This is a genomic window from Luteimonas sp. A537 (assembly GCF_054052065.1).
On sequence record NZ_JBSVRH010000003.1, the window covers coordinates 17,791 to 43,586 of the forward strand.

Consider the following 25,796-nt stretch of genomic DNA (forward strand, 5'->3'; position numbering starts at 1 on the left):
GTTACTGGCCGTTCCTGGACTATCAGCGCTTCTGCTCGCCGACGCGCGAGCCGGTGGCGAAGAAGTCGTGCAGGTCGTGGGCGAACGTGTCGAGCTTGTAGTTCAGGCCGCGGTTCAGGCGCACGAAGAAGTTGTAGCCAAGCACCGCCGGGATCGCGACGCCGAGGCCGAGCGCGGTCATGATCAGCGCCTCGCCAACCGGACCGGCAACCGCGCCGATGTCGGCCTGGCCGCTGGCACCGATGCGGATCAGCGCACGGTAGATGCCCCACACGGTACCGAGCAGGCCGACGAACGGCGCGGTCGAACCAACGGTGGCAAGCACGGTCAGGCCGGCTTCGAGCTTCAGCGACTCGCGGGTCACGCCCTGGCGCAGCGCGCGGTCGACGAACTCGGAGCGGTTGAGCGACTCGACCAGGCGCGAACCTTCGTGGCGCTGGTGGTGCGCGGCGGCCTGGGCGGCGTCAAGCGCGACCTTCGAGAAGGGCTCGCTGCGCGATTCCTCTTCCATGGCGCGGATCGCGTCCTGCGCGTTCTGGGTTTCCCAGAACGTGGTGATCACGCGGTCGGCGCTGCCGCGCAGGCGCATGTGCTTGATGAAGTTGAAGATGATCCAGTAGATCGACATGGCCGACATGATCAGGAGGGTGATGAGCACCACCCAGCCGACCGCATCCATGTGTTGGACCATGTCCGCGAAACCCATCTGCTGGAGCGCTGCAGCGTTGCTGCCTCCGGCGGCGGGGACGTTAGTGGTTTCCTGCAGCATGACGCTTACCTTCTAGATGTTGTGGTGTTGGAAAAGGGTGTAGCGGGTACAGCGGGTATTGCATGTGATGCGGTGGTGCGCCGCGGCGCAACCCCCGTCAGAGGACGAAGGCCACCGGGACGCGGACGCGGCCTGCGACCGGGACGCCGTCCCGCATCTCGGGATTGAAGCGCCAGCCGCGGGCGGCGGTGACGGCCGAACGGTCGAGATCGCGGTTGCGGCTGGATTTTTCCACCGACACGTCGATGACGTTGCCGCTGGCATCGACTTCAACGATCAGGATCACCTCGCCGGTGATGCCTGCACGCTGCGCGGCCGGCGGATATTTCGGCGGGTTCATGCTGCGCGATGACGGATCGACGCTGGCGCCGATGTTCGCCACCGGTGCAGGCGGCGCGGGCGGTGCCGGCGGCGGCGCCGGGGTATCCATCGGCGAGGGTTCGTCGAATACCACCGGCGGCTCCTGGGGCGGCGGCGGCAGCGGGGTCGGCTGCGGCGGCACCAGCTCGCGGATCGGCTGCGGCTCCGGCGGCTTGGGCGGCGGCGGCGGCGGCGGCGGCGGCGGCGGCGGCGGCTCGATCAGGACCACGCGGGTGACCGCTTCTTCTTCCGGCGGGGCGCCTGGCGGATTCACCGGGGCCAGCAGGAGCAGGACGGCGGCGGCATGGAATGCCACCACCATGGTGAAACCGGCGATACGCGCCCAGTTCAGGCCCTCGTCCTGGTCATTGTTCCGGTCGGGGGTCGTTGCGTGCTGCGTCATGCGGAAAACTCGATTCTGGCCGGGCCGGGAGCGCCCCGAAAAATGATGTCTGGATCCGCACTCGGCTTCTGCGCGGGAATTTCCAAGCTTATACCAATCATGCCGCGCGGTTCTACCGCACCGTCGACCTTCTTTTCACGGACCACTGTGTCAGCGCGCCAGCAGCTTGCGTGCTTCGGCAGGGTCGTCCAGGCCCTTGTCGATGGCCTTCTGCGCGGCATCCTTGGATTCGGCACTGCGCCCTTCGCTGGCCAGCACCTTGGCTAGGTTGAGGTAGGTCGCGCCGCTGTCGTCTAGCGGCGCTGCCTTCTGGTAGGCCTTGATCGCCTCGCCGGGCTGGTCGCTGAAGTAGTACGCCTGCGCGAGTTGTGCATAGGTCTTCTGGTCGGGCTTGAGGACGCCCTTCTCCAGGCCCTCGTTGATCACGCTGATGGCATTGCGCTCGCCATCCTCGCTGTTGAGGTACAGCGCCGAGAGGTTGCGGTATTCCGCCTCTTCGGTGAGCTGCCCGGCCGAACGCAGGCCCTCGTAGACGGCGATGGCCTTGGGATAGTCGTCGCCCTGCAGGTAGACGCTGGCAAGGTTGAGCTGGGCGCGCTTGTCGCCCGGAGTCTGCGACGCGACCTGCTCGGCAAGGGCCATGGCGTCACTGCCCCGGCCACTTTCCGAATACGACGCCATCAGCAGCTGGCTCCAGTCGGCGCGAGCCTCGGGATTGCCCTTGACCAGAGGCTCGAGTGCGGCGATGGCGTCGTCGTAGCGCTCCAGACGGTACAGCGCGTTGCCGCGCAGGACCAGCACATCGGTCTTGTCGGTGTGGGTCTCGGCGATCATGCGGTCGAGCGTGGCCAGCGAGCCGGCGTAGTCGTCGTCCTGCATCTGGATCTGGGCAAGCATCAGCATGCTGTTGAAGTGTTCATTGTTGCCAAGGCCTTCAAGCTCGATGGCTTCACGCAGGTAGCTCTTGGCGCGCTCGTTGTCTTCGTTGATCAGCAGGTCGGCCACCAGGCGCAGGGTGATCGCGCGCTCATAGGCGTTGGCCTTGTCATCGCCAAGGATTTCGGCGGCGGCGGCTTCGGCGGCGGCTAGGTCACCGGCCTGCTGCGCCTCGGAAACCTTGTTGAGCTGTGCCCCGATGCGCGAGCTTGCGCTCAGGCCAGGCTGCTTGCGGGTGGCCGCCGGATACTCTTCCGCGGCTGCCTCGCCTTTCCGCGAGTCCTGCTTGCCGGCGTCCGCGCCGGCCTGGCGGGCGGCGCGACGCTCGGCGGCGCGCTCGCTGGGGGTCTGCGCAACGGCATCGGTGGCAACGCCCAGGGCGAGCACTGCGACGATCGCGGAAACCAGCAGGGAGCGGTGGGTCGAAATTGCGGACATGACAGGCCTCGGATGTGCGAAGCACGCGACGATCAGTGTCGCTCGTGCTGGGGGGAGCCAAAACTACCAGAAGATGTATCGTCGACGCGAGCGCACCATTGGACGATGGCGGAATGGTTCAACCGCAGGCTGGACGTCGACCGGCGGCCCGGGCCTGCTCCCATGCCGGAACCAGGCTGGTGGCACGCGACTGCAGCTCACCGATGCGGGCGCTCGGATCCGGATGCGTCGACAGCCACTGCGCCGGCCGGTTGCCGCCGCTGGCGGCGATCATGTTCTGCCACAGATTGACCGCCTGGCGCGGATCAAACCCCGCTTCGGCCATCAGCTGCTGGCCGACGACATCCGCCTCGCTTTCCTGCACGCGCGAACCGGGGAGCAGGAACGCCGTCTGCAGCGCGGCGCCGCCAAGCTGGTTGGTGGTCTGGGTGGCGCCCTCGCCGTAGCGCGAGCCGACCAGCGCGCCAACCACGCCCAAGGCGCCCTGGGCGCCCATCTGGCGGGTAATGCGTTCATCGTGGTGGTTCGCGATCACGTGCCCGACCTCGTGCGCGATCACCGCCGCCAGCTGGTCCTGGTTCTTCGCGACGCTGAAGATGCCGGTGTACACGCCGACCTTGCCACCGGGCAGCGCGAAGGCGTTGGGGTTGTCATCGACGAAAACCGCCGACTCCCAGGCGATCTGGCGCTGTGAGGCGGGCAACTGGGCGACCACCGCCCGGACCACGCAGTCCACGTATCGCTTCTGCGTGGCATTGCCGGTCTGCTTCATCTGCGCCTTCTGCTCGGTGAAGGCCTGGGCGCCGAGCTGGTTGAGCTGCTCCTGCGACACCGCACCTACGTACTGGGTCCGCCCGGTAGGCGACGTGGTGGTGGCGCAGGCGGCCATGGCCACCGTGGCGGCAACGGCGAATGCAAGTGGCAGTGTCTTCATGGCGACATCCTGATTGGGCTGCGTTGGTTGTAGGCGTCGCCATCTGAAGACGGCGTCAACCGGCAGGATCATACGTCGAGGTTGGACACCCTCAGCGCATTGTCTTCGATGAAGGCGCGACGCGGCTCGACCACGTCGCCCATCAACGTGCTGAAGATCTGGTCCGCGCCGACGGCGTCCTCGATCGTCACCTGCAACAGGCGCCGCGTCTCGGGGTTGACCGTGGTGTCCCAGAGTTGCTCGGGGTTCATCTCACCCAGGCCCTTGAAGCGCTGGATCTGGCGCCCCCTCTTGGCCTCTTCGAGCAGCCAGGCCTGGGCCTGGGCGAAGTTTGCGACCGTCTGCACGCGGCTGCCGCGGATGATCCGCGCACCCTCGCGAACCAGGCCATGCAGCAGCGCCGCGGCGTCACGCAGCGCCCGCAGCTCGCCGCCCTCGAAGGCCGAGAACGGAAGCACCTGCACCGCATCCACGCCCATGTGGCGGCGGTTCACCACCAGCGCCGGACCGGCGGTGTCGGTGGCCGGCTGGAATTCGAGGCTGTAGCGCGGCTTGCCGAGGCCCGATTCGTTGAGTCGGTTCTCCAGCATGTCCAGCTCGTGGCGCTCGTCGACGTTGCCGGCGAGGATTTCGGCATCCAGCGGCGTGAAATCGATCAGTGCGCCGAGCACGACGGGGTCGTAGCGGTAGGCGTTGCGGGTGATGGTTTCGCGCGCGGCGGCGTAGACCAGCAGCAGCTTCTCAAGCGCTGCGCCGCTGATCCCCGGCTCGTCTTCGGCGGGCACCAGGGTGGCGTTCTCGACCGCGTTGCCGGCGAGGTAGGCATCGAGCGACGCGTCGTCCTTCAGGTAGATCTCGGTCTTGCCCTGCTTGATCTTGTACAGCGGCGGCAGGCCGATATAGATGTGCCCACGCTCGATCAGCTCCGGCATCTGCCGGTAGAAGAAGGTCAGCAGCAGAGTGCGGATATGGGCGCCGTCGACGTCGGCGTCGGTCATGATGATGATGCGGTGGTAGCGCAGCTTGTCCGGGTTGTACTCGTCCTTGCCGATGCCGGTGCCGAGCGCGGTGATCAGGGTGCCGACCTGGTCCGAAGCCAGCATGCGGTCGAAGCGCGCGCGCTCGACGTTGAGGATCTTGCCCCTGAGCGGCAGCACCGCCTGGTTCTTGCGGTTGCGGCCCTGCTTGGCGGAGCCGCCGGCCGAGTCACCCTCCACGATGAACAGTTCGCTGAGCGCCGGATCCTTCTCCTGGCAGTCGGCGAGCTTGCCCGGGAGCCCGGCGATGTCCAGCGCGCCCTTGCGCCGGGTCAGGTCGCGCGCCTTGCGCGCGGCCTCGCGGGCGCGGGCGGCGTCGACGATCTTGCCGGCGATGGCCTTGGCTTCGTTCGGATTTTCCTGGAGGAAGGCGTCGAGCTTGGCGCCGAAGGTGTGTTCAACCACCGGGCGCACTTCCGAGCTGACCAGCTTTTCCTTGGTCTGCGAGGAGAAGCTGGGGTCGGGCACCTTCACCGACAACACCGCGATCATGCCTTCGCGCATGTCGTCGCCGGACAGCTGCACCTTGGCCTGCCTGGCGATGCCGCTCTGTTCGATGTAATTGGTCAACGTGCGCGTGAGCGCCGCGCGGAAGCCGATCAGGTGGGTACCGCCATCCTTCTGCGGGATGTTGTTGGTGAAGCAGAACATGGTCTCCTGGTAGGAGTCCGTCCACTGCAGCGCCGCTTCGACGGTGATGCCGTTCTCCTCACCGATGACCGAGATCACCTTGGGGTGCAGCGGGGTCTTGAGCTGGGCCAGGTGCTCGACGAAGGAGGCGATGCCGCCCTCGTACTCGAACACGTCGCGGCGCGGCTCGCCGCGCTCGTCGCTGAGGGTGATCCTGACGCCCGAATTCAGGAACGACAGCTCCCGCAGGCGGCGCGCCAGGACCTCATAGTGGAACTCGACGTCGCTGAAGATCGCGGTGGCGGGCTTGAAGCGCAGCGTGGTGCCGCGGCGCCCGCCTGACGGCTCCAGCACCTTGAGCGGGTACAGGGGCTCGCCCAGGGCGTATTCCTGGCGATGGTGCTCGCCATCGCGCCAGATATCGAGCCACAGGTGCTCGCTCAGCGCGTTGACCACTGAAACGCCGACGCCGTGCAGGCCACCGGACACCTTGTAGCTGTTGTCGTCGAACTTGCCGCCGGCGTGGAGCACGGTCAGGATGACCTCGGCCGCGGAGACATGCTCTTCCTTGTGGATGTCGACCGGAATGCCGCGTCCGTTGTCGGACACCGAAACCGAGCCATCCTCGTGGATGACCACGTTGATGTCGTCGGCATGGCCGGCGAGCGCTTCGTCGACCGAGTTGTCGACCACCTCGAACACCATGTGGTGCAGGCCGGTGCCGTCATGCACGTCACCGATGTACATGCCCGGGCGCTTGCGGACGGCCTCGAGGCCGCGCAAAACGGTGATCTTGCTGGAGTCGTAGCCGGTGTTCGCGGTCTCGGGGGTGCTGCCGGTATCGTCAGTCATCTGGATATTTCTGGCCGTTGGAATCGCCCGGCAACGGCCAGCGCGGCGACGCCGGCGCACGACACATTACTTATAGGGGCCTGAGACGGCCATTATACCAGTTTGCGGCGCATGGCAAGGGCTCCTGTGCAGGAGCAGCCATAACTGCGATCCCGACCAAGGGGACCTTCCAACGACCACCGTCCCGAATCCCTTTGTTTGGTTCTTCTCCCGACTGGGGAGGCATACGACCCGGCGGAGTGGCTGGCTCTTCTCGAGGCTCCGGGATGACGTGACAGTTGGAGCGTTGTTGCGCCGGGAGCTGCTTCGTCCTGGTCCGCGCTGCCCGTCCCGTGCACAGGGGGTGTGCTCCCCGGCCTGTCCGCGTCCTGCTCCCAAGGCCGGCCGCCGGCCATCCATGGCCGCCTGTACGCACACCCCCTGTGCACGGGACGGGACGGGCCGTGGCGTTTCTTGGCTTCGGGACGGAGATCAGGAGCGGGCGCGCTCGCGCTCGTGGGCGTAGCTGTGGCGTGGCTGTGCCGCTTGATCCGGTGACGCCACCGGGTTTCAACGTCGGCGTCGCCGCTTCTTCCCCCGACCGCGACAAAGGTCCGGGCCCGACGTGGATGCAGGGGGGATGCCCAGAGCCGGCCATGGATGGCCGGCGGCCGGATCTGGGAGCAGGACGCGAATAATCCGGCTGGGCATCCCCCCCACCTGCGTCCACGGCGGGCAGCGCACACCTCCCGGAGCAATCAGCCGGAAGCCCTATGCAAATCGGGAGAAAAACCTGGTCCAACCACAACGGCAGGCCCGCTTATGCCAAGAAATGGTGTTTCACGTGAAACACATCAACTTTCAAGCCGCCACAACGCATCCCTGTTCCACGTGGAACACAACTATCTCTCCACTCGCTTCCAGCCGATCCGTTCCGGTCACGAACACCTGGGCCGGTGTCCCGTCGAGGAAGGCCATGACTCGCACACGGTGCTCCGCGTCCAGTTCGGACGCGAGGTCATCCAGCGCAATCAACGGCCAGTCCGCGCGTTCGGCGGCACAATCGGCGGCTTGGGCGAACAGGCAGGACAGGGCGGCCAGCTTCGCCTGGCCTCTGGACAGGGCTTCTCCCTCGTCCTTGTCGGCAAGGCGAAGCTTCCAGTCGGCCCTGTGCGGACCCACGCTGGTGTGTCCGAGCATCTGGTCCCTTTCGCGCGCCAAGGCCAGCGCGTCAGCCAGCGACAGGCTGGAACGCCTCCAACCAGGTTCGAACTCGAGTGACATCAGGCCGAGGCTCGGCGCCAGGGCCGCAGCCACTGGGGCCATCCGCTCCTGCAGTCTGTCGAGATAGTGCACCCGGCGCCGGGTCAGCTCTTCGCCGGAAGCGGCCAGCTCCTGGTCCCAAGCGGAAATCTGCGCAGCGCCGGCCCGTGACTTGAGCAGTGCATTGCGCTGCTTCAGCGCGCGCGAGTAGCGGCGCCAGACCGGGAGGAAGCCCTGTTCCACGTGGAACAGGCCGCGGTCGATGAAGCGTCGTCGCGGCTCGCCGCCTCCGGATACCAGCGCGTGGCTGCCGGGTTCGAAGGTCACCACCATAAACGCAGCGCAGAGCTCACCGAGATGGTCGACGGAATCACCGTCCAGGCGAGCTTCCCAGCCACCGCCGGAATGGCGCAGCCCGGCACGGTGCGGGCCCTGTTCCCCTTCGACGCGCCATTCCGCGAACACCTCGACCGCATCGTGTCCGGTACGGATCAGTCCGTCTCGGACGCGGCCGCGAAAGCTGCGTCCGTAGGCAAGCAGGTGTAGCCCTTCGAGCACGCTGGTCTTGCCAGCGCCATTGGGTCCAAGCAACAGGTTAAGGCTTGGGCCGGGGCGCAGGCTGACATCGGCCAGATTGCGCAGGTTGCGCAGGTCGAGGCGACTCAGCTGCACAGTGGACGCCCCTGAAAAGCAGAACGCCCGGGCGATGCCGGGCGTTCGTGTTCCACGTGGAACTTCCTGGTCACAGCCTCAGCGGCATCACGACGTGGCGTGAACGCGCATTCGCGGCTTCGCGCACCAGGGCGGAGGAGTTCGCATCGCGCAGCGCCAGGATCACGGTGTCGTCGCGCAGGGCGCTCAGCGCATCAAGCAGGTAGTTCACGTTGAAGCCCACCGCCAGGCCGTCAACCGAGGTGTCTGCCTCGATTTCTTCCTGCGCTTCTTCCTGTTCGGGGTTGTGGGCGTTGATCTTGAGCTGGCCCGGCGAAACCTCGATGCGAACGCCGCGGTACTTCTCGTTCGAGAGGATGGCCGCGCGCTGCAGGGCCGCACGCAGCACCTCGCGGTCGACCTTGACCTCGCGATCGGCGCCGATCGGAATCACCGCTTCGTAATCCGGGAAACGGCCATCGATCAGCTTGCTGGTGAACGTGACATCGTCACGTTTCACGCGGATGTGGTTGCGGCCCATCTCAAGCTCGAGCACCCGGTCGCCGCCCTCCAGCAGGCGCTGCAGCTCGGTCACGCCCTTGCGCGGCACGATGATCTGGCGCTTGGCCCGGGCACTGCCGTCGAGCGCCGTCTCGCACAGGGCTAGGCGATGGCCGTCAGTGGCTACGCAGCGCAGGTGGGTGTCGCCAAGGTCGAACAGCAGGCCGTTGAGGTAATAGCGCACGTCCTGCTGGGCCATGGCGAATGCGGTCCGCTCGATCAGCTCCTTGAGCGCGGCTTCCGGAACCTCGACGCGCTCGGTCGCCTCGACCTCGTCGATCGACGGGAAGTCGTTCGCCGGCAGGCTGGCCAGGGTGAAGCGGCTTCGTCCCGCCTGCACCGTGATCTTGTCACCGGTCTGGCTGACGGTGACTTTGCTGCCGTCGGGCAGGGCGCGGACGATGTCGAACAGCTTGCGCGCCGGGATCGTGACCTCGCCGTCCTGGGAGTCGTCGACTGCGCAACGCGCAATCATCTCGACCTCCAGGTCGGTACCGGTCAGCGACAGCTGGCCGTCCTGGACCAGCGCCAGCAGGTTTGCCAGGACCGGCAGGGTCTGCCGGCGTTCAACCACGTTGACGACCTGTGCCAACGGCTTCAGGAAGGCTTCTCGCTGCAGACTGAAACGCATGCCGGTGATGTCCCCTTGCCTTGGCTCTTGAATGGATAAATCTTTAAAAGCGGTGGAGGTGGTGTCCGTAAAAACGGTTGACAACCAATCCAAGCTACTGATTTCAAACAACTTTATTGCGCTACAACCCGGTTGACAATCTCGTCCTTCGGGGCTGGACAAGCTGTGGACAATTATCGGCCCCTCTTCCGGCTCCGAAGTTGTCCACAGTTTGTCCCCTTCCGGTCCACCGGGCTGTGGCGGCCCGCCGGACGGTTATTCGTTGAGCTTGCGGATGAGCTTGTCCCAGTCCTCGCGAAGCTTTCCATCGGTCTGCGAAAGGGTGCGGATCTGGCGACAGGCGTGCAGGACCGTGGTGTGGTCCCGCCCGGAAAACGCATCGCCGATCTCGGGCAGGCTGTGTTCGGTGAGTTCCTTGGCCAGCGCCATCGCCATCTGGCGGGGGCGGGCCAGCGAACGCGTCCGCTTCTTGCCCAGCATGTCCTTGATCTGGAGACCATAGTAGTCTGCCACGGTCTTCTGGATATTGGGGATGCTGATCGCCGCCTGCTGCGCGCGCAGCAGGTCGCGCAGGGTTTCCATCGCGAACTCGATGGTGATCGCACGCCCGGTGAAGTTGGCCTGGGCCGACAGCGTGTTCAGGGCACCCTCGAGGTCGCGCACGTTCGAGGGCATCTTCTTTGCCAGCAGGAAGGCCACGTCTTCGGGCACGTGGGTGCCGCGCTCGCGCGCCTTGGCCAGCACGATCGCCGCACGGGTTTCGAAATCAGGCGGGTCGATCGCCACCGGAAGGCCCCAGGCCAGGCGTGACTTCAGCCGCGGCTCCAGGCCCTCCACTTCGCGCGGGAAACGGTCGCAGGTCATGATGATCTGCTGCCGGCCCTCGAACAGTGCATTGAAGGTGTGGAAGAACTCTTCCTGCGTGCGGTCCTTGCCGGCGAAGAACTGGATGTCGTCGATCAGCAGCGCGTCGAGCGTCTGGAACTGGCGCTTGAACTGGTCGGCCGTACGCTCCTGCAGCGAGCGGAAGAACGCGCTGTAGAAGTCGTTGGAGCGCATGTACAGCACGCGCGCGCCGGGATTGTTGCGGCGCATCTCGTTGCCCGCGGCGAACATCAGGTGGGTCTTGCCCAGCCCGGTGCCGCCGTAAAGCAGCAGCGGGTTGTGTTCGCGCACGCCGGGCTTCTGCGCAGCCTGCCAGGCCGCGGCGCGACCCAGCTGGTTGCTGCGGCCCTCGACGAAGTTCTCGAAGGTGTAATGGCTGTCCAGGTTGCCGTGGAAGGCGGCGGCACCCGCCGCCGCGCTCGCTGCGGTGGCCGCGGCCGTGGCCGGCGCGCGCTGCGGTTCGGCGGCGCGCGGCAGGGAGCCGATTTCAAGCGATACCGCGCCGGCGTCGCCGAAGAAACCCAGCAATTCGCGGATCCGCGGCATGTAGCGCTCGTGCACGGTGTCCCGGACGAAGGCGTTGGGCGCGTACAGCACGGTGGAGTCGTCGCGGCGCGCAGCCTGCAACGGTCGCAACCAGGTATGCACGTCCTCGGCCGGGAGTTCGGCTTCCAGGCGTTCGAGACAGCGGGGCCAAGCATCCATGTTCTGGTTCGACTACCGACAGCGGGACCTGCCGCGCGGCGTGGCCGGGCCACGAGCGGCGGAAGGTGAAAGGGGGCAGCCAGCCTACCACCGCGTACCTGCCCGCGCGCCGCGACGGGCACGCGTCGCGAACCCCTGCCGCGGACCCGATTTGACCCGGGGTATCCCCGCGCCATAGAATCTCCGGTTCTTTCCGCTGCGTCCCGCCCGAGCAACCGCCATGTCCACCAAGCGCACTTACCAGCCCAGCAACCTCAAGCGCAAGCGCGACCACGGCTTCCGTGCCCGCATGGCGACCGCCGACGGCCGCAAGATCCTTGCCCGCCGCCGCGCCAAGGGCCGCAAGCGCCTCACCGCCTGATGTCGCCGGGCGGCCTGAACGCCTGCCGCCCGTCGCGTTCCGCCACGCCATGAATCGCCGCTTGCCCCGCCAAGCGCGCGTGCGCGTGCGCGCCGACTTCGACCGTGTGTTCGGCGATGGTCGCCGCACCGGCACCCCGATCCTTGCCCTGCACCTGCTCCACGACGGCCAGCCGGCGCGTCTTGGCCTGGCGGTGTCGCGCAAGGTCGACCGGCGCGCGGTCGGACGCAACCGGATCAAACGCGCGCTGCGCGAAGAATTCCGCGCACTCCGCGCCCGCCTTCCCGACGCCGCCTTCGTGATCGTGGCCCGTCCCGCTGCGGCCGGTGCTTCGCGCACCGTCCTTCGCGAGGCGTTCCACGACGCGCTGCGCCGTGCCGGTGCGTTGCCCGCGCCGGAGCCGGGCGGCACAATGCCCGCGGCGGTACCGCCGATCCCCGCGCACGCGGCGACCTCCGCCATTCCCGCGATTGCCGCGGACCTTCCCGACCCCACGCCGCGTCCCGCCGGCGAATGAGCCTTCCTGCCCCATGAACCAGACCCGCACCTTCCTGATCTTCGCCCTGCTGATGGTGGCGACCCTGTTGTGGATGGAGTGGGGCAAGGAGCAGCGCGCGCCCGTCGCCGTGGACGGTGCAGTCGGCAGCGCCGCGGTGGTCGATCCCGCCGCCACGATCCCGGGTGCCCCGGCCGTCGCCGACGGTGCGGTTTCGAACGTGCCGGGCGCGGTGCCCGCGGCGCCGCAGTCCGCGCCGGTCCCCGGGATCTCCGCGACCCCCGCGCCGGCCAGCGCCGGCCAGGTCGAGGTCCGCACCGATGTCCTCGACCTCACCCTGCACGGCGGCGTGGTCGCCCGCGCCGACCTTCTGCAATTCCCGCAGACCCGTGACGAGGACAGCCCGCCCGTGCGCCTGTTCGACGACCGCCCCGCGACCTTCTACGCCGCGCAGAGCGGCTGGGTCAGCCAGGGCAGCGCCGCGCCCACGCACGAGGCCGGCTTCGTGCCGGAGTCGGCCGGCACCGACTACGTGCTCGCCGCGGACGCCGACACCCTCGAAGTGCCCTTCGTCTGGCACGGCCCGGACGGCGTCAGCATCCGCCGCAGCTATGTCCTGACCCGCGGCAGCTACGCCATCGAAGTGCGTGACACGGTCTACAACAAGGGCGACGCGCTCTGGCAGGGCCATGTCTACCGCCAGCTGATCCGCCTGCCGCAGGTGCTCAAGACCGGCTGGACCAATCCCGAGTCCTTCAGCCTCTACGGCGCCACCTGGTTCAGCCCGGGCGAGGGCTACCAGCGCGTGCGCTACAGCGATTTCGCCGACGAGGGCCCGGTCAACGCGCGCCAGTCCGGCGGCTGGCTGGCCATGCTCCAGCACCATTTCTTCAGCGCCTGGATCCCCGGCGTGAACGACGAGGTCACGGTCTCGCTGCAGGCCACCACGGGTGCCGGCGGCGCGCCGCAGTACCTCATCCGCGAGGTCGGTCCCGGCCTGGCGGTGGCGCCGGGCGACCAGGCCACCACCAGCGCGCGCCTGTGGGTCGGCCCCAAGCTGGTCGGCCCGATCAAGGCCCAGCAGGTGCCGGGCCTGGACCGTGCGGTCGACTACAGCCGCTTCGCCTTCTTCGCCTTCCTCGGCGAGGGCCTGTTCTGGATCCTCAACAAGATCCACAGCCTGGTGCAGAACTGGGGCTGGTCGATCATCGGCCTGGTGCTGGTGGTGAAGGCCGTGCTGTACCCGCTGTCGAAGGCGCAGTACCAGTCGATGGCGAAGATGCGCAAGTTCCAGCCGCGCATCGCCCAGCTCAAGGAGCGTTACGGCGACGACAAGCAGAAGTTCCAGGTCGCCATGATGGAGCTCTACAAGAAGGAGAAGATCAATCCCGTCGGCGGCTGCCTGCCGGTGCTGCTGCAGATGCCGATCTGGCTGGCCCTGTACTGGGTGCTGCTGGAGTCGGTGGAGCTGCGCCACGCGCCGTGGATCGGCTGGATCCAGGACCTGACCGCGCGCGACCCTTACTTCATCCTGCCGGTGCTCAACATCATCGTGATGTGGTCGACGCAGAAGCTCACGCCAATGGTCGGCATGGACCCGATGCAGCAGAAGATGATGCAGCTGATGCCGCTGGCCTTCGGCGTGTTCATGGTCTTCTTCCCCTCGGGCCTGGTGCTGTACTGGGTGACCAACGGTTCGCTGGGCCTGCTGCAGCAGTGGTGGCTGATCCGCAAGTACGCGGACAAGCCTGGTTCCGACAAGCCTGGTCCCGGCAAGCCTGACGCAGGCGACAAGCCCCCGAAAGCGATCGCCGCCGACTGACGGCGCGGGGCGGCATCGACCGCCCGGCGTGCAGGGATGACCTTGGCCGTGACCGACACCATCGTCGCCGTTGCCACCGCCGCCGGCAGCGGCGGAGTCGGCATCGTGCGGCTGTCGGGGCCGGCTGCAGCGGCGATCGCGAGCGCAGTTTGCGGCGGCCGCGCGCCCAGGCCCAGGCAGGCGCAGTACGCGCGCTTCGTCGACGCCGCGGGCGACACCATCGATGACGGCATCGTGCTGCTGTTCGCCGCGCCTGCCAGCTACACCGGTGAAGACGTGGCAGAACTGCAGGGCCACGGCAATCCCGTGCTGCTGCAGGCCCTGGTGGCACGCTGCTGCGCCCTGGGTGCGCGCATGGCGCGGCCGGGCGAATTCACCGAGCGCGCGTTCCTCAATGGTCGGCTCGACCTGGCCCAGGCCGAGGCGGTCGCCGATCTGGTCGCCGCCGGCGACCTGACCGCGGCGCGTGCCGCGCGGCGGTCGCTGGACGGCGAGTTCTCGCGCCGGGTCGAGGCCCTTGCCGAAGCCCTGGTGGCGATCCGCGTCCACGCCGAGGCCGCGATCGACTTTGCCGACGAGCCGCTCGACACCCTCGGCGGCGCCGAGTTGGCCGCGCGTCTGGACCGGGCGCGTACCGGCCTGGCTGCGTTGCTGGCCACCGCCGAGCGCGGCCGCCGCCTGCGCGACGGCCTGGACGCGGTGATCGTGGGTCCGCCCAACGCCGGCAAGAGCTCGCTGCTCAACGCGCTGGCCGGCAGCGAGCGGGCGATTGTCACCGACATCGCCGGCACCACCCGCGACCTGCTGCGCGAGACCGTGCACGTCGACGGCGCCGAACTGACCCTGGTCGACACCGCCGGCCTGCGTGCCGGGGGCGATGCCATCGAGCGCGAAGGCATGCGCCGCGCCCGCGACGAGCTGGCGCAGGCCGGGCTGGCGATCGCCGTGGTCGATGCGCGTGATCCCGACGCGGGCCGTGCCGCGATCGCCGCCGACCTTGCCGGCGTGCCGCGCATCCTGTGGCTGCACAACAAGGCGGACCTGCTGCCGGCCGGCGCACCGCCGCCGCCGACCGGGGAGCTGCGCGTCTCCGCGGCCACGGGCCAGGGCATGGAGGAGCTGCATCTGCGCCTGCGCCAGCTGGTGATGGGCGAGCCGATGATGGGCGGGGAGCCCGTCATCGCGGATACTTCCGCCGGGGAAGGCGAGTTCACCGCGCGTGCGCGCCATGTCGAGGCTCTGGGCCGCGCCGCCGCGCACCTGGACCGGGCGGCGCTGGAGCTGGCCAGCGAGGCACTGGACCTGGCCGCCGAATCACTGCGCGCCGCGCACCGAGCGCTGGGCGATATCACCGGCCAGGTCGGGGCCGATGAACTGCTGGGTCATATTTTTTCGCGCTTCTGCGTCGGCAAGTAGCGCAGGGGCGCCTCGACGGGCCGGGGTGTTGACAAACAGGCCCGCGTGCCGCGTCCTAGGCATACGTGCGCATCCGCACACTCAGGGGGAGTACAAACCGATGTCCGTGAACGACCAAGCCACCGCGCGAGGGAGCCTGCCTCGGCTGGCCCTTGCCGCGGCCCTCATCCTCGCCATCGCGGCCTGCGGCAAGGATGACACCGCCGCGCCCGCGGCCGATGCCGCCAGCAGCGCCGCCGCCGCCAGCGCGACTGGCGCAAGCCAGGCCGCCGCTGCCAGCGCGGTCGATGCCGCCGAACAGGCCGCCATCCAGGCCGATGCCCTGGCCGAACTCGGCGCCGACGAGCTTCGCGAGCGTGGGCGCGCCGCCTATGCCGAAAGCCGCCTCTACGCGCCGGCCGGCGACAACGCGCTGGAGTACTACCTGGCCCTGCGCGAGAAATCGCCCGGCGATGCCGCGGTCGCCAGCGCCCTGACCGACCTCATGCCGATGCTGGTGATCGCCACCGAGCAGGCGCGTGACCGCGAGGACTTCGAGGAGGCGCGCCGGCTGGCGGTCCTGGTCGGGCGCGCCGACGCCGACCACCCGGCCCTGCAGCGCCTCCAGGCCACGATCGTCACTGCTGAAGAGGGCGTGGACCGGCGCATTGCCCAGCAGGCGCTGAGCGCCGAGCAGGAAGTCGAACGCCAGCGCCAGCTTGCAGTCGATCGCGAGCGCGCCCAGGCCGCCGAGCAGCGCCAGGCCAGCGAGCAGCTTGCGCAGCAGCAGCGTGCCGAGACCGAAGCCGCCGAGCGCGCCGAGGCCGAGCGCGTCGCGGCCGCGGCTGCGGCGCGCGCAGCCGAGCAGCGCGCCGCCGAGCGGCGCCAGCAGGCCCAGCAGGCGGCCACGACACCGGCACCGGTGGCTGCGGCGCCCACCCTGCGGCCGCTCAGCACGCCTGCACCACGCTACCCGCCCGATGCCCTGCGTGCCGCGCAGGCGGGCGAGGTCCAGGTGGAGTTCACGGTAGGGGCCGACGGCAGCGTCAGCGACGCGCGCGTGGTCCGCGCCGACCCGCCGCGGGTCTTCGACCGCGAAGCCGTGGCCGCGGTCCGCCGCTGGCGCTTCGAGCCGGTGTCCGAACCGGTCACCACCCGGCGCACGATCGCGTTCAATCCCGGCGGCTGAGCCACCGCGGCATCGGGACGGCCTGCCGGTCGCCCCACCAGAAAACGCCCGGCCATTGGCCGGGCGTTTCTGTTTCCAGGCTTGTGCAGGCCTCAGGCCGAGATCGCCAGCTTCTCGCGGTGGTACAGGCGGACGGCCATCAGCCACAGCACCAGGGCCAGGCCGAGGCTGGCGCCGAAGTAGACCAACCACTGCATCGGTGCGATCCATTCGCTGCGCACCAGCTTGAGCACCATCTGGTTCTGGGCCAGGAATGGCACCGCGAACTGCCACAGCTGCTCCTTCACCGGGCTGACCATCAGCACCACGGTGGGAAGGATCGGCAGCAGCATCAGCACGCTCATGTAGCTCTGCGCTTCCTTCACCGACTTGACGCTGGCCGAGATCAGGGTCAGCAGGGTGCAGCCGATCAGCACGATCGGGATCAGCACGGCCAGCAGCAACACCAGCATCTGCGGCGTCAACGAGACCATCTGCAGCGCCTTCGGCGCCAGCGCCAGGCTGACCGCAAGCGCGACCAGGATCAGCAGCTGGCTGAGCATGCCCAGCGCGCAGGCGGCGAGGATCTTGCCGCTCATCAGCGCGCCGCGCGAGCTTGGCGTGGCCAGCAACGGCTCGAGCGACTGTCGCTCGCGCTCGCCGGCGGTCACGTCGATCACCATGTAGGCGCCGCCGATGAAGGCGCTGAAGATCAGCAGGTAGGGCAGGAAGGCGAGCAGCATTCCGCGCCGCGATTCCGGCGTGGCCACGTCGCGCTGCGCCACCATCACCGCGATCGTGGCCTCCGGGCTGATCCCGCGGCTGACCATGCGCAGCGCACCGACCTGGTTGCCGTACTGGGCGAGCGCCTCGCGCACCCGCGCCACCGGGATCCGCGAATCCTGGCGCGAGGAGTCGTAGAGGATCTCCACGGTCGCCATGCGGCTTTCGCGCCAGAGCTCCGGGAACGCCTCCGGGATGCGCAGCACCACGTCGTGGTCCTGGTTGCGCAGCGCACGCTCGGCGTCGTCCGGGGGTTCGATGGCCTTGATGTCACGCGTGCCCAGGTGGCGGACCAGGTTGGGCGCGTGTTCGGCGCCGATCACCGGCAGCTCCAGCACCGACTCGATCTGCGTGCGCGCGCGCTTCTCGGCCAGCGAACCCATGCCCAGGATCAGCACCGGGAACAGCAGCGGCCCCATCAGCAGGCCCAGCATGACCGTGCGCCGGTCGCGGAACAGGTCCAGCAGCTCCTTGCGGGCGACGGTCAGCACCGTGTTGTTGGTGAGGCTCATGCGGACAGGCCCTCCTCGGTGCCGATCAGGTTGACGAAGGCGTCCTCGAGGTTGTCCTCGCCCGACAGCGCGCGCAGCTCATCGGGGGTGCCGTTGGCGCGCACTTCGCCTTGGGCGATGATCACGATGCGATCGCACAGCGCAGCCACCTCCTGCATGATGTGGCTGCTGAAGATCACGCAGTGGCCCTGCGCCCGCAGCTCCTGCAGGAAGGCGCGCAGGCCGCGGGTGGTCATCACGTCCAGGCCGTTGGTGGGCTCGTCCAGGATCACGTTGCGCGGCGAATGCACCAGCGCGCGCGCGATGGCGGTCTTGGTGCGCTGGCCCTGCGAGAAGCCCTCGGTGCGGCGGTCGAGGAAGTCCTCCATGCCCAGCCTGCCCGCCAGTTCGTCGATGCGCGCGGCGATGATGGCGTCGTCCAGGCCATACAGGCGCCCGAAGTAGGTGATGTTCTCGCGCGCGGTCAGGCGCTTGTAGACGCCGCGGGCGTCGGGCAGCACGCCCAGGCTGCGGCGCACGGCGCTGGCATCGCGCTGCGCGTCCAGGCCGTCCACGCGGACCGTGCCGCGCTCGGGCGACATCAGGGTGTACAGCATGCGCAGGGTGGTGGTCTTGCCGGCGCCGTTGGGGCCGAGCAGGCCGGTGATCTCGCCGTCGCGGGCCTCGAAGCTGACGCCGCGCACCGCGTGCACCGGGCCGGACTTGGCCTTGAAGGTCTTGTGCAGGTCTTGGACTTCGATCATCTCAGGGCTCCCATCCGTAATAGCCGGCGAACGGCGGCGCCGGGGCCAGGCGGTCGAGGCAGCCGGCGTCGATGCCGGCGGCGTCGGCGCGCTCGATGAACTGCGCGACCAGCTTCGGCATGCAGCCGGCGCCGATCACGTTGTGGCCCTGCCCGGGCGCGACCAGGTGGCGTGCGTTGGCCAGGTGCGCGACCACGTCCTCGCCGTAGCGCGGCGGCGTGACCGGGTCGAACTCGCCGCTGATCGCGAGCAGCGGGACGTCGCCGGTGAGTGGTTCGCGGAAGCCCTCCGCGCGCGGCGCGGTCGGCCAGGCCGCGCACTGCGCCTGCAGCATCGCCACCATCTCGTTGCCGAGCACGCTGCCCGCATCGTCCGGATCGATCGACATTTCGCCGACGTCCTCGGTGCAGATCACCGACAGCTGCATGCCGTGCGCCATCGCGTCGCCCAGCGACGCGCCCAGCATCCGCGACTGCGCCAGCAGCGGCGAATAGCGGCCCTGCGAGGCGTCGTGGAGCAGCAGCGGCAGGGTCGCGGCGGCGGCGGGCTGGTAGGAGAACATCCGGAGCAGCGCCGCCAGGTGGCCGAAGGCCGGGGTTTCCTCGAGCCACTCGCCGCTCACCGGGTCGCGGTAGTCGACGGGAGCGAGGTCGCCCGCCTCCAGGGCCGAGCGGACCACGGGCAGCAGCGCCGACGGATCGCCCAGGTTGCCGACGCAGGCGGGTTCGGCGCGGCAGCGCTCGAACTGCGCGGCGAGCGCCTGCTCCAGGTTCCGGGCGTGTTCCTGGCCGAGCACCATGCTGTTGGGCGCCACGCCGTCGAGCAGCACCGTGCGCGTGGCGGCGGGGTAGGCCCTGGCGTACTGCTGCGCCACGCGCGTGCCGTAGGAGATGCCGACCAGGTTGAACTGCGGCACGCCCAGGGCCTTGCGCACCGCCTCGAGGTCGCGCACGTGATCCATGGTCGCGTAGCGGCGCAGGTCGTGGTCGGGCGCCAGTGCGTCGCGGCAGCGCTCGGCGAAGGCGCGCATGGCGTCCTGCGACGTGTCCTGTTCGGGGCCGAAGGCGTTCCCGCCCTCCTCGCCCTTGCAGTGCAGGGGCGCCGAGCCGCCGGTGCCGCGGGCATCGACCAGGACCACGTTGCGGCTGCGGCGCACATCGTCGAAGGCCGCAGCCGCCGAGGGAAACGACTCCAGCGCCGACTGGCCGGGACCACCGGCGATCATCAGCACCGGGTCGGGCTCGGCCTGGCCGGTGGCCGGCAGGAAGGCGATCGCGAGTTCGATCCGGCGACCGTCGGCCGCGTCATGGTCCTCGGGCACCGCGAAGGTCGCGCACTGCGCCTCGACCGCCTTGGCGCCCACCGCACTCAATGAGCAGGACTCGAATTCGATCGCGCCCTGGCGCATGCGGCCGTCGGCCGGCTCGCCGCCGGGTTGCGTCGTGCAGCCGGCCGCGAGCACGGCGGCCAGGAGCGCGGCCATGGGGGTTCCACGGTTACTCATGCGGGATCCTCGGGGTGGAAGATGGATTCAATGGGTGACGCGAACAGGCGGGAGATGCGGAACGCCAGCGGCAGGCTTGGATCGTATTTTCCGGTTTCGATCGCGTTCACCGTCTGTCTCGACACCCCCAGACGTTCACCGAGTTGCGCCTGTGACCAGCCGCGGGCCTCGCGCAGTTCGCGGACGCAGCTCTTCATCGGTAGCGGCGCGTGGTGATGCAGGCGAACACGCCATGCAGCAGGGAATACGCCGGCAGGACGAGGATCAGCGCCAGGCCGGCGTTGACGTGCAGCACCCCGGCCAGTGCCAGCAGGCCGAGCGCGAAGCTGCCGAGGGTCAGCACCAGCGATGCCTGGGCGAAGGACTCGAGCTGGATCCTGCGCTGCATCTCGTCGCTGTCGCGCACGAAGCGCAGCACGGCGCGCGCCACGAACACGATCGGCACTGCCGGCAGCAGCGCCAGCGCGGCACGCGCCCACGTCGCGTCGACCGCGTGCAGCGCAAACATCGACAGGAACAGCACGATCACGTAGGCCGTCATGGCAGGAAGGAACTCGCGACGGTAACGACGTTCGATGGATTGCATGGCAGTGGCGCCTCATGTCAAGTTTGCTTGACATGAGGATGCCGCGACCGGATCCGGCTGTCAAGCACGCTTGACACCGTCGCGCGGCCTATTTGCTGCTGACGTACTTCTCGCGCCGGATGCGCGGAATGGGCAGGCCGTGCTCCTTGAGCGCCTCGAAGCAGGCGTCGACCATGTCCGGGTTGCCGCACAGATAGGCGATGTCGCCGTCGGCCCGGGGTGCGAATTCTTCCAGGAACTGCTGCACGTAGCCGTGGCGGACGTCGGGATGGTCCTGGGCGCTGCCCGGTTCCGGCAGCTCGCGCGAGAAGCAGGGCACGAAGCGAAAGCCCGGGTGCGATGCGGCAAAGGCGCGGAACTCGTCGCCGTACAGCAGCTCTTCCGGGGTGCGGGCGCCGAACAGCAGCACCACCTCGATGGCGCGCGTGGCCATCGCCTGCTCGAGCAGCGGCAGCATCGCGCGGTAGGGCGTGACACCGGTGCCGGTGCCGACCAGCAGGTAGCGGCGGTTGTCGTCGGCAGGCTGCAGGCAGAAGCGCCCGAAGGGCCCGCTGGCCAGGACCGTGCCGCCGATCTCCAGGGTCTCGAACAGCGAGGTCGCGGCACCGCCGGGAACGTAGCTGACGGCGATCTCGACGCAGTCGCCCGGGCCCATCGCGTGGTCGTGGATGGTGGCCAGCGAATAGCTGCGTCTGGTGGCGGTGCCGTCGCCATAGCTGAAGTGCACCTGCAGGAACTGCCCGGGAATGTAGTCCAGCGGCAGGCCGTCGTCGCGGGTGAACACCAGGTGGGCCACGGTGGGCGCCAACATGCGACGGGAGACAAGCTTGAGCGGGAACTGTGCGGGCACTTGGGATGGACCGTTTCCGGGCCGGGACCCGCAGGACACCTATAATACCGCCCCCCTGCATGCACCCGCGGCCAAGGAGTCACGATGAGTCACGCCGCCCCGCCCGCCGCCCTGTCGGTGCGCGACCTGCGCAAGACCTACGACAACCGCGTCGAAGCCCTGAAGGGGGTTTCGCTCGACGTCGCGCCCGGCGATTTCTACGCACTGCTCGGCCCCAACGGCGCCGGCAAGTCGACCCTGATCGGCATCATCTCCTCGCTGGTCAACAAGACCTCGGGCGAGGTGCGCGTGTTCGGCGTCGACCAGCAGGCCGAGCGCGCGCGCGCGATGCGCCTGGTCGGGCTGGTGCCGCAGGAACTCAACTTCAACATGTTCGAGCAGCCGCTCGACATCCTGGTCAACTACGCCGGCTTCTACGGCGTGCCGCGCCGCGAGGCGCTGGCGCGCGCGAAGGTGGAGCTCGAGCGCGCGCACCTGTCGCCCAAGGCGCAGATGATGGCGCGCACGCTGTCGGGCGGCATGAAGCGGCGGCTGATGATCGCCCGCGCGATGATGACCTCGCCGCGGCTCCTGATCCTCGACGAGCCCACCGCCGGCGTCGACATCGAGATCCGCCGCGGCATGTGGCACTCGCTGCGCGAGATCAACGCCGCCGGCACCACCATCATCCTCACCACGCACTACCTGGAGGAAGCGGAGAACCTGTGCCGCAACCTCGCGATCATCGACCACGGCCGCATCGTCGAATCCGGCCCGATGCGCACCCTGCTGTCGAAGCTCGACGTCGAAGGCTTCCTGCTCGACGTCGAGGACGCGCTCCCCCCGGTGCTGCCGGAGATCCCCGGCGCCGAGGTGCGCGCGGCCGACGCGCACACGCTCGACATCGACATGCCGCGCTCGATGGACCTCAACCGCGTGTTCTCCGCGCTCGACGCCGCCGGCATCCGGGTGCGCTCGATGCGCAACAAGTCCAACCGCCTCGAGGAGCTGTTCGTGCGCATGACGGGGGACCCCGGCCAGCCGGCCGCCGCCGGAACGGGGGTCGCGGCATGAGCACGACGCCGGTCCACGACGCAAACGCCCATGCCGCGCCGTCCGGCCTGCGCGCCGACCTGGTCGCGCTCGGCACCGTCGCCCGCCGCGAGGTGATGCGCATCCTGCGCATCTGGAGCCAGACCCTGGTGCCGCCGGCGATCACCATGACGCTGTACTTCCTGATCTTCGGCGGCCTGATCGGCAGCCGCATCGGGACCATGGACGGCATCAGCTACATGGACTTCATCGTCCCGGGCCTGGTGATGATGAGCGTGATCCAGAACAGCTACGGCAACATTTCGTCCTCGTTCTTCGGCGCCAAGTTCGGCCGCCACGTCGAGGAGCTGCTGGTCAGCCCGATGCCGCCGTGGGTGATCCTCGGCGGCTATGTCGCAGGTGCCGTGCTGCGCGGGCTGATGGTGGGCGTGATCGTGCTCTGCATCGCGATGCTGTTCACCACCGTGCGCATCCCGCATCCGTGGGTGACGCTGTCGACGGTGCTGCTGGGCGCGACCATCTTCGCGCTGGCCGGCTTCGTCAACGCGGTGTTCGCGAAGAAGTTCGACGACGTCGCGATCGTGCCGATCTTCATCCTCACTCCGTTGACGTATCTCGGCGGCGTGTTCTATTCGATCCAGCTGCTGCCCGAGTGGGCGCGCGCGGCGACCTACGCCAACCCGATCTTCTACATGGTCAACGCCTTCCGCTACGGCCTGCTCGGGCAGGGCGACGTCCCGCTGTGGGTGGCATATGCGCTGATGCTGGTCTTTGTCGTCGCGCTCGGTGCGCTGGGGTTGTGGCTGCTGAAACGCGGCGTCGGCCTGCGCAGCTGAGCCCCCCGCAGGCGGGGGGCCACCCAGCGCGTGGGAGCGGCCATGGCCGCGCTGTTCGTGTCGCAATCATCTTGAGGTAACCTCGCGCCTTCCGCCCCCCACTGGAGCAAGAGGAATGCGCAAAGGGAACCTGGCCGCCGCGTGCGCGCTTGCGATGATCCTGTCCGCCTGCGGTGCCGCGCCCGGGCCCGGCAGCGATACGGCATCCGCTGCCGGGGCCGCGCCTGCCGGCGATGCCGCGCCGCAGCCCGCCAATGGCGCCGCAGCCGAAGAGGCGCTGCCCGATGCGGGCGATGCCGGTGCCGCCGATGCCGGTGCCGCCGATGCGGCGCGTTCCGGGTCCGGCCTCGAGGACAAGGAAGGCAACCCGATCGCACTGCTGCCCTTCGATATCGAGAGCGTGCCGCTGAGCAGCGCATCGCTGGGCGAACTGCCGTTCTTCTCCATGCCCTCCGGCTACGGTCCGGTCAACCGGCCGAACCAGCGCCGCTACGCGCGCTTCCCGTTCCGGCTCGGGGACGGCCTGCACTGGGTGGAGGGCGCGAGCTGGAACAGCCTGCTGGGCGTCGACCGCGACCAGCGCGGCGACAAGGAATTCTCCCGGCTCGAGCTGCGCCGCAACCTTGAAGCGGTGTTCGCACAGGCAGGAGCGAAGCAGGTCTTCGAAGGTCCCCTGCGGCGCGACCTCTATTACGGCCCGCAGTTGCAAGCCGAGATCGGCGGCGGCTTCATCGAAGGCGTCAACCTCGACGCCGACACGGCGACCACCGTCCACGTCATCCGCCAGGCCGACCGCAGCATCTGGATGCAGCTGTCCACGCATTCCCACGGCGCCGCGCTGGTGGTGGTGGAAGAGCGCCCCTTCGAGGCCGGCGCGCACTGGGGCGGCGAGTTCCCCTACCTGTCGCTGCCGGAGGGCTACGACGAGGGCAACAGGCCCAAACAGCGCGACTTCGACATGTACCCGTTCTGGACCGGCAGTGGCTTCGAGGAAGTCGAGGGCCGGACGTACGCCGCGGACGTGAGGGCCCGGGAGCGCTCCTACTCGATGCACGAAGTGCGCCGCAACCTCGAGGCGATGATGGCCGAGGCCGGCGCTGTCCCGGTGTTCGAAGGCCGGATTCCCGAGGAGGCGTCGGAGCGTTACGACAGCGACCTGAAGGGCTTCTACAGCGACGCCACCGGCTTCAGCTGGGACGACTACGAATCACGCGTCTACCGCGTCGACCTCGCCGATGGCCGCCAGGTCTGGGTGCATGCGGCGCTGGACTACCTCTCCTCCGGCTGGGTGGTGGCCGAGCGCGAGGGCTTCGTGCAGACCGCCGCGCTGCTGCCGGCATCGGAGCTGAAGCAGCAGCTCGACGCCGATGGCCGGGTCGCGATCCAGGTCAACTTCGCGGTCGACAAGGCCGACATCCTTCCCGACTCGACGCCGCAGGTGGAGCAGGTGCTTGCCCTGCTGCGCGACGATCCATCGCTGCGCCTGTCGATCGACGGCCATACCGACGACACCGGCGATGCCGCGTACAACCAGCGCCTGTCGGAGGCGCGCGCGAAGAGCGTGGTGGCGGCGCTGGCCTCGCAGGGGATCGATGCCTCGCGCCTGCAGGCTAAGGGCCATGGCCAGTCGCAGCCGGTGGCGGACAACGCGACCGACGAGGGCCGCGCGAAGAACCGCCGCGTCGAACTGGTCCGCCTGTAACCGCCCCATCCCGTCGCCAACGCCAACCCTTGGGAGCAGCTGTAGCTGCTCCTACAGGGGCGGGGCGGGGAGCTGGAAGAACGTGCGCGTGGTGGCCGTGGCATTCGCCGCGGTCACCGCGACGTCCTCGCGGCGGTCGCGCGCCAGCTCTTCGACGATGTGCGACAGGAACATCGGTTCGTTGCGCCGGTCCTTGGGCATCGGCTTGAGCGTGCGCGGCAGCAGGTAGGGCGCGTCGGTCTCGACCATCAGCCGGTTGGCCGGGATGTTGCCGACGATCTCGCGCAGGTGCTTGCCGCGGCGCTCGTCGCAGAGCCAGCCGGTGATGCCGATGTGCCAGTCGCGGTCGATGCAGTCGAAGAGCTCTTCGCGGCTGCCGGTGAAGCAGTGCACCACCGCGGGGCCGATGCGGCCCTCGAAGTCCTTCATGATCGCGATGAAGTCGGCATGCGCGTCGCGCTGGTGCAGGAACAGCGGTTTGGCGCGGCCCGCGGCGAACAGGTCGGCGGCGATGCCAAGCTGGCGTTCGAAGGCCTTGCGCTGGGCGGGGCGGGGGGAGAAGTCGCGGAAGTAGTCCAGGCCGGTCTCGCCCACGGCCACCACCTGGGGATGGGCATGCAGGGCGCGCATCTCGGCGTCGCACTCGGCGGTGTAGTCGCTGGCGTGGTGGGGATGCACGCCGGCGGTGGCGAACAGCTCGCCGGGATGGGCGCGTGCGAGTTCGAGCGCCATCGGGGAGTGTTCGCGGCTGGCGCCGGTGACGACCATCTGCACGACGCCGGCATTGCGGGCGCGGGCCATGACCTGGTCGCGGTCGTGGTCGAAGCTGTCGTGGGTGAGGTTGGCACCGATGTCGATGAGATCCATGGCGGCATTGTAGATGGAGGGTGCTAGGGCGGCAGGCGTCTGGTAGGTGAAGGGTGTCGTGGGCTGTGTGTCGTGTGTTGTGTGGCCAGTGGAGGATGGCGGGCC

General features: G+C 68.8%; 23 protein-coding genes. 8 read left to right on the forward strand and 15 right to left on the reverse strand.

Annotated elements, in window-relative coordinates:
* Positions 1 to 22: 22 nt before the first annotated feature.
* From ACW7GZ_RS07740 to dnaA, 8 genes are all read right to left on the reverse strand, one after another.
* Positions 23 to 769 (reverse strand): MotA/TolQ/ExbB proton channel family protein, encoded by a 747-nt coding sequence (locus ACW7GZ_RS07740; protein WP_457004034.1) that lies wholly within the window; start codon positions 767 to 769, stop codon positions 23 to 25.
* 97 nt (positions 770 to 866) lie between these two features.
* Positions 867 to 1,532 carry an energy transducer TonB gene (locus ACW7GZ_RS07745; RefSeq protein WP_457004036.1) on the reverse strand — a complete coding sequence of 222 codons (666 nt, stop codon included), beginning with the start codon at positions 1,530 to 1,532 and terminating at the stop codon, positions 867 to 869.
* 150 nt (positions 1,533 to 1,682) lie between these two features.
* Positions 1,683 to 2,906, reverse strand: a complete 1,224-nt coding sequence (locus ACW7GZ_RS07750; protein ID WP_457008654.1) for a tetratricopeptide repeat protein — start codon at positions 2,904 to 2,906, stop codon at positions 1,683 to 1,685.
* Positions 2,907 to 3,024: 118 nt separating this feature from the next.
* Positions 3,025 to 3,840, reverse strand: coding sequence for a M48 family metallopeptidase (locus ACW7GZ_RS07755; protein WP_457004040.1), 816 nt, complete (start codon positions 3,838 to 3,840; stop codon positions 3,025 to 3,027).
* 68 nt (positions 3,841 to 3,908) lie between these two features.
* Positions 3,909 to 6,359, reverse strand: a complete 2,451-nt coding sequence (gyrB, locus tag ACW7GZ_RS07760) for a DNA topoisomerase (ATP-hydrolyzing) subunit B (RefSeq protein ID WP_457004041.1) — start codon at positions 6,357 to 6,359, stop codon at positions 3,909 to 3,911.
* 840 nt (positions 6,360 to 7,199) lie between these two features.
* Positions 7,200 to 8,273 (reverse strand): DNA replication/repair protein RecF, encoded by a 1,074-nt coding sequence (gene recF, locus ACW7GZ_RS07765; protein WP_457008656.1) that lies wholly within the window; start codon positions 8,271 to 8,273, stop codon positions 7,200 to 7,202.
* A 70-nt stretch (positions 8,274 to 8,343) separates the two neighbouring features.
* Positions 8,344 to 9,444 carry a DNA polymerase III subunit beta gene (gene dnaN / locus ACW7GZ_RS07770; RefSeq protein WP_457008658.1) on the reverse strand — a complete coding sequence of 367 codons (1,101 nt, stop codon included), beginning with the start codon at positions 9,442 to 9,444 and terminating at the stop codon, positions 8,344 to 8,346.
* A gap of 255 nt (positions 9,445 to 9,699) precedes the next feature.
* Entirely contained in the window at positions 9,700 to 11,034 is a 1,335-nt protein-coding gene (gene dnaA, locus ACW7GZ_RS07775; RefSeq protein WP_457004047.1) for a chromosomal replication initiator protein DnaA, read from the reverse strand.
* Between the two features lie 220 nt (positions 11,035 to 11,254).
* Between dnaA and rpmH the strand changes: the two genes are divergently transcribed.
* From rpmH to ACW7GZ_RS07800, 5 genes are all read left to right on the forward strand, one after another.
* The gene (gene rpmH, locus ACW7GZ_RS07780) at positions 11,255 to 11,395 is read left to right on the forward strand and encodes a 50S ribosomal protein L34 (RefSeq protein ID WP_343254571.1); all 141 of its coding nucleotides are present in this window, start codon (positions 11,255 to 11,257) and stop codon (positions 11,393 to 11,395) included.
* Between the two features lie 49 nt (positions 11,396 to 11,444).
* The gene (rnpA, locus tag ACW7GZ_RS07785) at positions 11,445 to 11,912 is read left to right on the forward strand and encodes a ribonuclease P protein component (RefSeq protein WP_457004050.1); all 468 of its coding nucleotides are present in this window, start codon (positions 11,445 to 11,447) and stop codon (positions 11,910 to 11,912) included.
* A gap of 13 nt (positions 11,913 to 11,925) precedes the next feature.
* Positions 11,926 to 13,713: a membrane protein insertase YidC gene (yidC, locus tag ACW7GZ_RS07790; protein WP_457004051.1), complete on the forward strand. Its 1,788-nt coding sequence runs from the start codon at positions 11,926 to 11,928 to the stop codon at positions 13,711 to 13,713.
* 36 nt (positions 13,714 to 13,749) lie between these two features.
* A complete protein-coding gene (gene mnmE, locus ACW7GZ_RS07795) occupies positions 13,750 to 15,129 on the forward strand; it encodes a tRNA uridine-5-carboxymethylaminomethyl(34) synthesis GTPase MnmE (protein WP_457004053.1) in 1,380 nt (459 codons plus the stop codon).
* Between the two features lie 100 nt (positions 15,130 to 15,229).
* On the forward strand, positions 15,230 to 16,297 hold the full coding sequence (locus ACW7GZ_RS07800) for an energy transducer TonB (RefSeq protein ID WP_457004054.1): 1,068 nt from the start codon (positions 15,230 to 15,232) through the stop codon (positions 16,295 to 16,297).
* 92 nt (positions 16,298 to 16,389) lie between these two features.
* Here ACW7GZ_RS07800 and ACW7GZ_RS07805 read toward each other — a convergent pair whose 3' ends face one another.
* From ACW7GZ_RS07805 to ACW7GZ_RS07830, 6 genes are all read right to left on the reverse strand, one after another.
* Positions 16,390 to 17,571 (reverse strand): ABC transporter permease, encoded by a 1,182-nt coding sequence (locus tag ACW7GZ_RS07805; RefSeq protein ID WP_457004056.1) that lies wholly within the window; start codon positions 17,569 to 17,571, stop codon positions 16,390 to 16,392.
* Complete coding sequence (locus ACW7GZ_RS07810; RefSeq protein ID WP_457008659.1) at positions 17,568 to 18,314, reverse strand: ABC transporter ATP-binding protein; 747 nt, start codon at positions 18,312 to 18,314, stop codon at positions 17,568 to 17,570. The genes ACW7GZ_RS07805 and ACW7GZ_RS07810 overlap by 4 nt, the downstream gene beginning before the upstream one ends.
* Before the next feature lies 1 nt (position 18,315).
* A complete protein-coding gene (locus tag ACW7GZ_RS07815) occupies positions 18,316 to 19,818 on the reverse strand; it encodes an alpha/beta hydrolase (RefSeq protein ID WP_457008661.1) in 1,503 nt (500 codons plus the stop codon).
* Positions 19,815 to 20,015, reverse strand: coding sequence for a helix-turn-helix transcriptional regulator (locus ACW7GZ_RS07820; RefSeq protein ID WP_457004062.1), 201 nt, complete (start codon positions 20,013 to 20,015; stop codon positions 19,815 to 19,817). Before ACW7GZ_RS07820 ends, ACW7GZ_RS07815 begins: the two co-directional genes overlap by 4 nt.
* Complete coding sequence (locus ACW7GZ_RS07825; protein WP_457004064.1) at positions 20,012 to 20,404, reverse strand: hypothetical protein; 393 nt, start codon at positions 20,402 to 20,404, stop codon at positions 20,012 to 20,014. The genes ACW7GZ_RS07820 and ACW7GZ_RS07825 overlap by 4 nt, the downstream gene beginning before the upstream one ends.
* Before the next feature lie 88 nt (positions 20,405 to 20,492).
* A complete protein-coding gene (locus tag ACW7GZ_RS07830) occupies positions 20,493 to 21,254 on the reverse strand; it encodes a ferredoxin--NADP reductase (RefSeq protein WP_457004066.1) in 762 nt (253 codons plus the stop codon).
* An 84-nt stretch (positions 21,255 to 21,338) separates the two neighbouring features.
* On the opposite strand from ACW7GZ_RS07830, the gene ACW7GZ_RS07835 reads away from it, so the two are divergent.
* From ACW7GZ_RS07835 to ACW7GZ_RS07845, 3 genes are all read left to right on the forward strand, one after another.
* Positions 21,339 to 22,307 carry an ABC transporter ATP-binding protein gene (locus tag ACW7GZ_RS07835; RefSeq protein ID WP_457004068.1) on the forward strand — a complete coding sequence of 323 codons (969 nt, stop codon included), beginning with the start codon at positions 21,339 to 21,341 and terminating at the stop codon, positions 22,305 to 22,307.
* Positions 22,304 to 23,122 carry an ABC transporter permease gene (locus ACW7GZ_RS07840; RefSeq protein ID WP_457004069.1) on the forward strand — a complete coding sequence of 273 codons (819 nt, stop codon included), beginning with the start codon at positions 22,304 to 22,306 and terminating at the stop codon, positions 23,120 to 23,122. Before ACW7GZ_RS07835 ends, ACW7GZ_RS07840 begins: the two co-directional genes overlap by 4 nt.
* 115 nt (positions 23,123 to 23,237) lie before the next feature.
* Positions 23,238 to 24,824: an OmpA family protein gene (locus tag ACW7GZ_RS07845; RefSeq protein ID WP_457008663.1), complete on the forward strand. Its 1,587-nt coding sequence runs from the start codon at positions 23,238 to 23,240 to the stop codon at positions 24,822 to 24,824.
* A 51-nt stretch (positions 24,825 to 24,875) separates the two neighbouring features.
* Here the strand turns inward: ACW7GZ_RS07845 and ACW7GZ_RS07850 are convergent, their stop codons facing one another.
* The gene (locus tag ACW7GZ_RS07850) at positions 24,876 to 25,691 is read right to left on the reverse strand and encodes a TatD family hydrolase (protein WP_457008665.1); all 816 of its coding nucleotides are present in this window, start codon (positions 25,689 to 25,691) and stop codon (positions 24,876 to 24,878) included.
* Between the last annotated feature and the right edge of the window lie 105 nt (positions 25,692 to 25,796).

Excerpts from the sequence above, each read along its gene's own strand:
- rnpA (WP_457004050.1), top strand. The coding sequence starts at position 11,445 with ATGAATCGCCGCTTGCCCCGCCAAGCGCGCGTGCGCGTGCGCGCCGAC.
- ACW7GZ_RS07825 (WP_457004064.1), bottom strand. The coding sequence starts at position 20,404 with ATGCAATCCATCGAACGTCGTTACCGTCGCGAGTTCCTTCCTGCCATG.
- gyrB (WP_457004041.1), bottom strand. The coding sequence starts at position 6,359 with ATGACTGACGATACCGGCAGCACCCCCGAGACCGCGAACACCGGCTAC.
- ACW7GZ_RS07850 (WP_457008665.1), bottom strand. The coding sequence starts at position 25,691 with ATGGATCTCATCGACATCGGTGCCAACCTCACCCACGACAGCTTCGAC.
- dnaA (WP_457004047.1), bottom strand. The coding sequence starts at position 11,034 with ATGGATGCTTGGCCCCGCTGTCTCGAACGCCTGGAAGCCGAACTCCCG.
- yidC (WP_457004051.1), top strand. The coding sequence starts at position 11,926 with ATGAACCAGACCCGCACCTTCCTGATCTTCGCCCTGCTGATGGTGGCG.
- ACW7GZ_RS07835 (WP_457004068.1), top strand. The coding sequence starts at position 21,339 with ATGAGTCACGCCGCCCCGCCCGCCGCCCTGTCGGTGCGCGACCTGCGC.
- dnaN (WP_457008658.1), bottom strand. The coding sequence starts at position 9,444 with ATGCGTTTCAGTCTGCAGCGAGAAGCCTTCCTGAAGCCGTTGGCACAG.
- ACW7GZ_RS07845 (WP_457008663.1), top strand. The coding sequence starts at position 23,238 with ATGCGCAAAGGGAACCTGGCCGCCGCGTGCGCGCTTGCGATGATCCTG.
- ACW7GZ_RS07820 (WP_457004062.1), bottom strand. The coding sequence starts at position 20,015 with ATGAAGAGCTGCGTCCGCGAACTGCGCGAGGCCCGCGGCTGGTCACAG.
- ACW7GZ_RS07805 (WP_457004056.1), bottom strand. The coding sequence starts at position 17,571 with ATGAGCCTCACCAACAACACGGTGCTGACCGTCGCCCGCAAGGAGCTG.
- ACW7GZ_RS07800 (WP_457004054.1), top strand. The coding sequence starts at position 15,230 with ATGTCCGTGAACGACCAAGCCACCGCGCGAGGGAGCCTGCCTCGGCTG.
- mnmE (WP_457004053.1), top strand. The coding sequence starts at position 13,750 with ATGACCTTGGCCGTGACCGACACCATCGTCGCCGTTGCCACCGCCGCC.
- ACW7GZ_RS07745 (WP_457004036.1), bottom strand. The coding sequence starts at position 1,532 with ATGACGCAGCACGCAACGACCCCCGACCGGAACAATGACCAGGACGAG.
- ACW7GZ_RS07755 (WP_457004040.1), bottom strand. The coding sequence starts at position 3,840 with ATGAAGACACTGCCACTTGCATTCGCCGTTGCCGCCACGGTGGCCATG.
- ACW7GZ_RS07810 (WP_457008659.1), bottom strand. The coding sequence starts at position 18,314 with ATGATCGAAGTCCAAGACCTGCACAAGACCTTCAAGGCCAAGTCCGGC.
- rpmH (WP_343254571.1), top strand. The coding sequence starts at position 11,255 with ATGTCCACCAAGCGCACTTACCAGCCCAGCAACCTCAAGCGCAAGCGC.
- ACW7GZ_RS07740 (WP_457004034.1), bottom strand. The coding sequence starts at position 769 with ATGCTGCAGGAAACCACTAACGTCCCCGCCGCCGGAGGCAGCAACGCT.
- ACW7GZ_RS07750 (WP_457008654.1), bottom strand. The coding sequence starts at position 2,906 with ATGTCCGCAATTTCGACCCACCGCTCCCTGCTGGTTTCCGCGATCGTC.
- ACW7GZ_RS07815 (WP_457008661.1), bottom strand. The coding sequence starts at position 19,818 with ATGAGTAACCGTGGAACCCCCATGGCCGCGCTCCTGGCCGCCGTGCTC.
- ACW7GZ_RS07840 (WP_457004069.1), top strand. The coding sequence starts at position 22,304 with ATGAGCACGACGCCGGTCCACGACGCAAACGCCCATGCCGCGCCGTCC.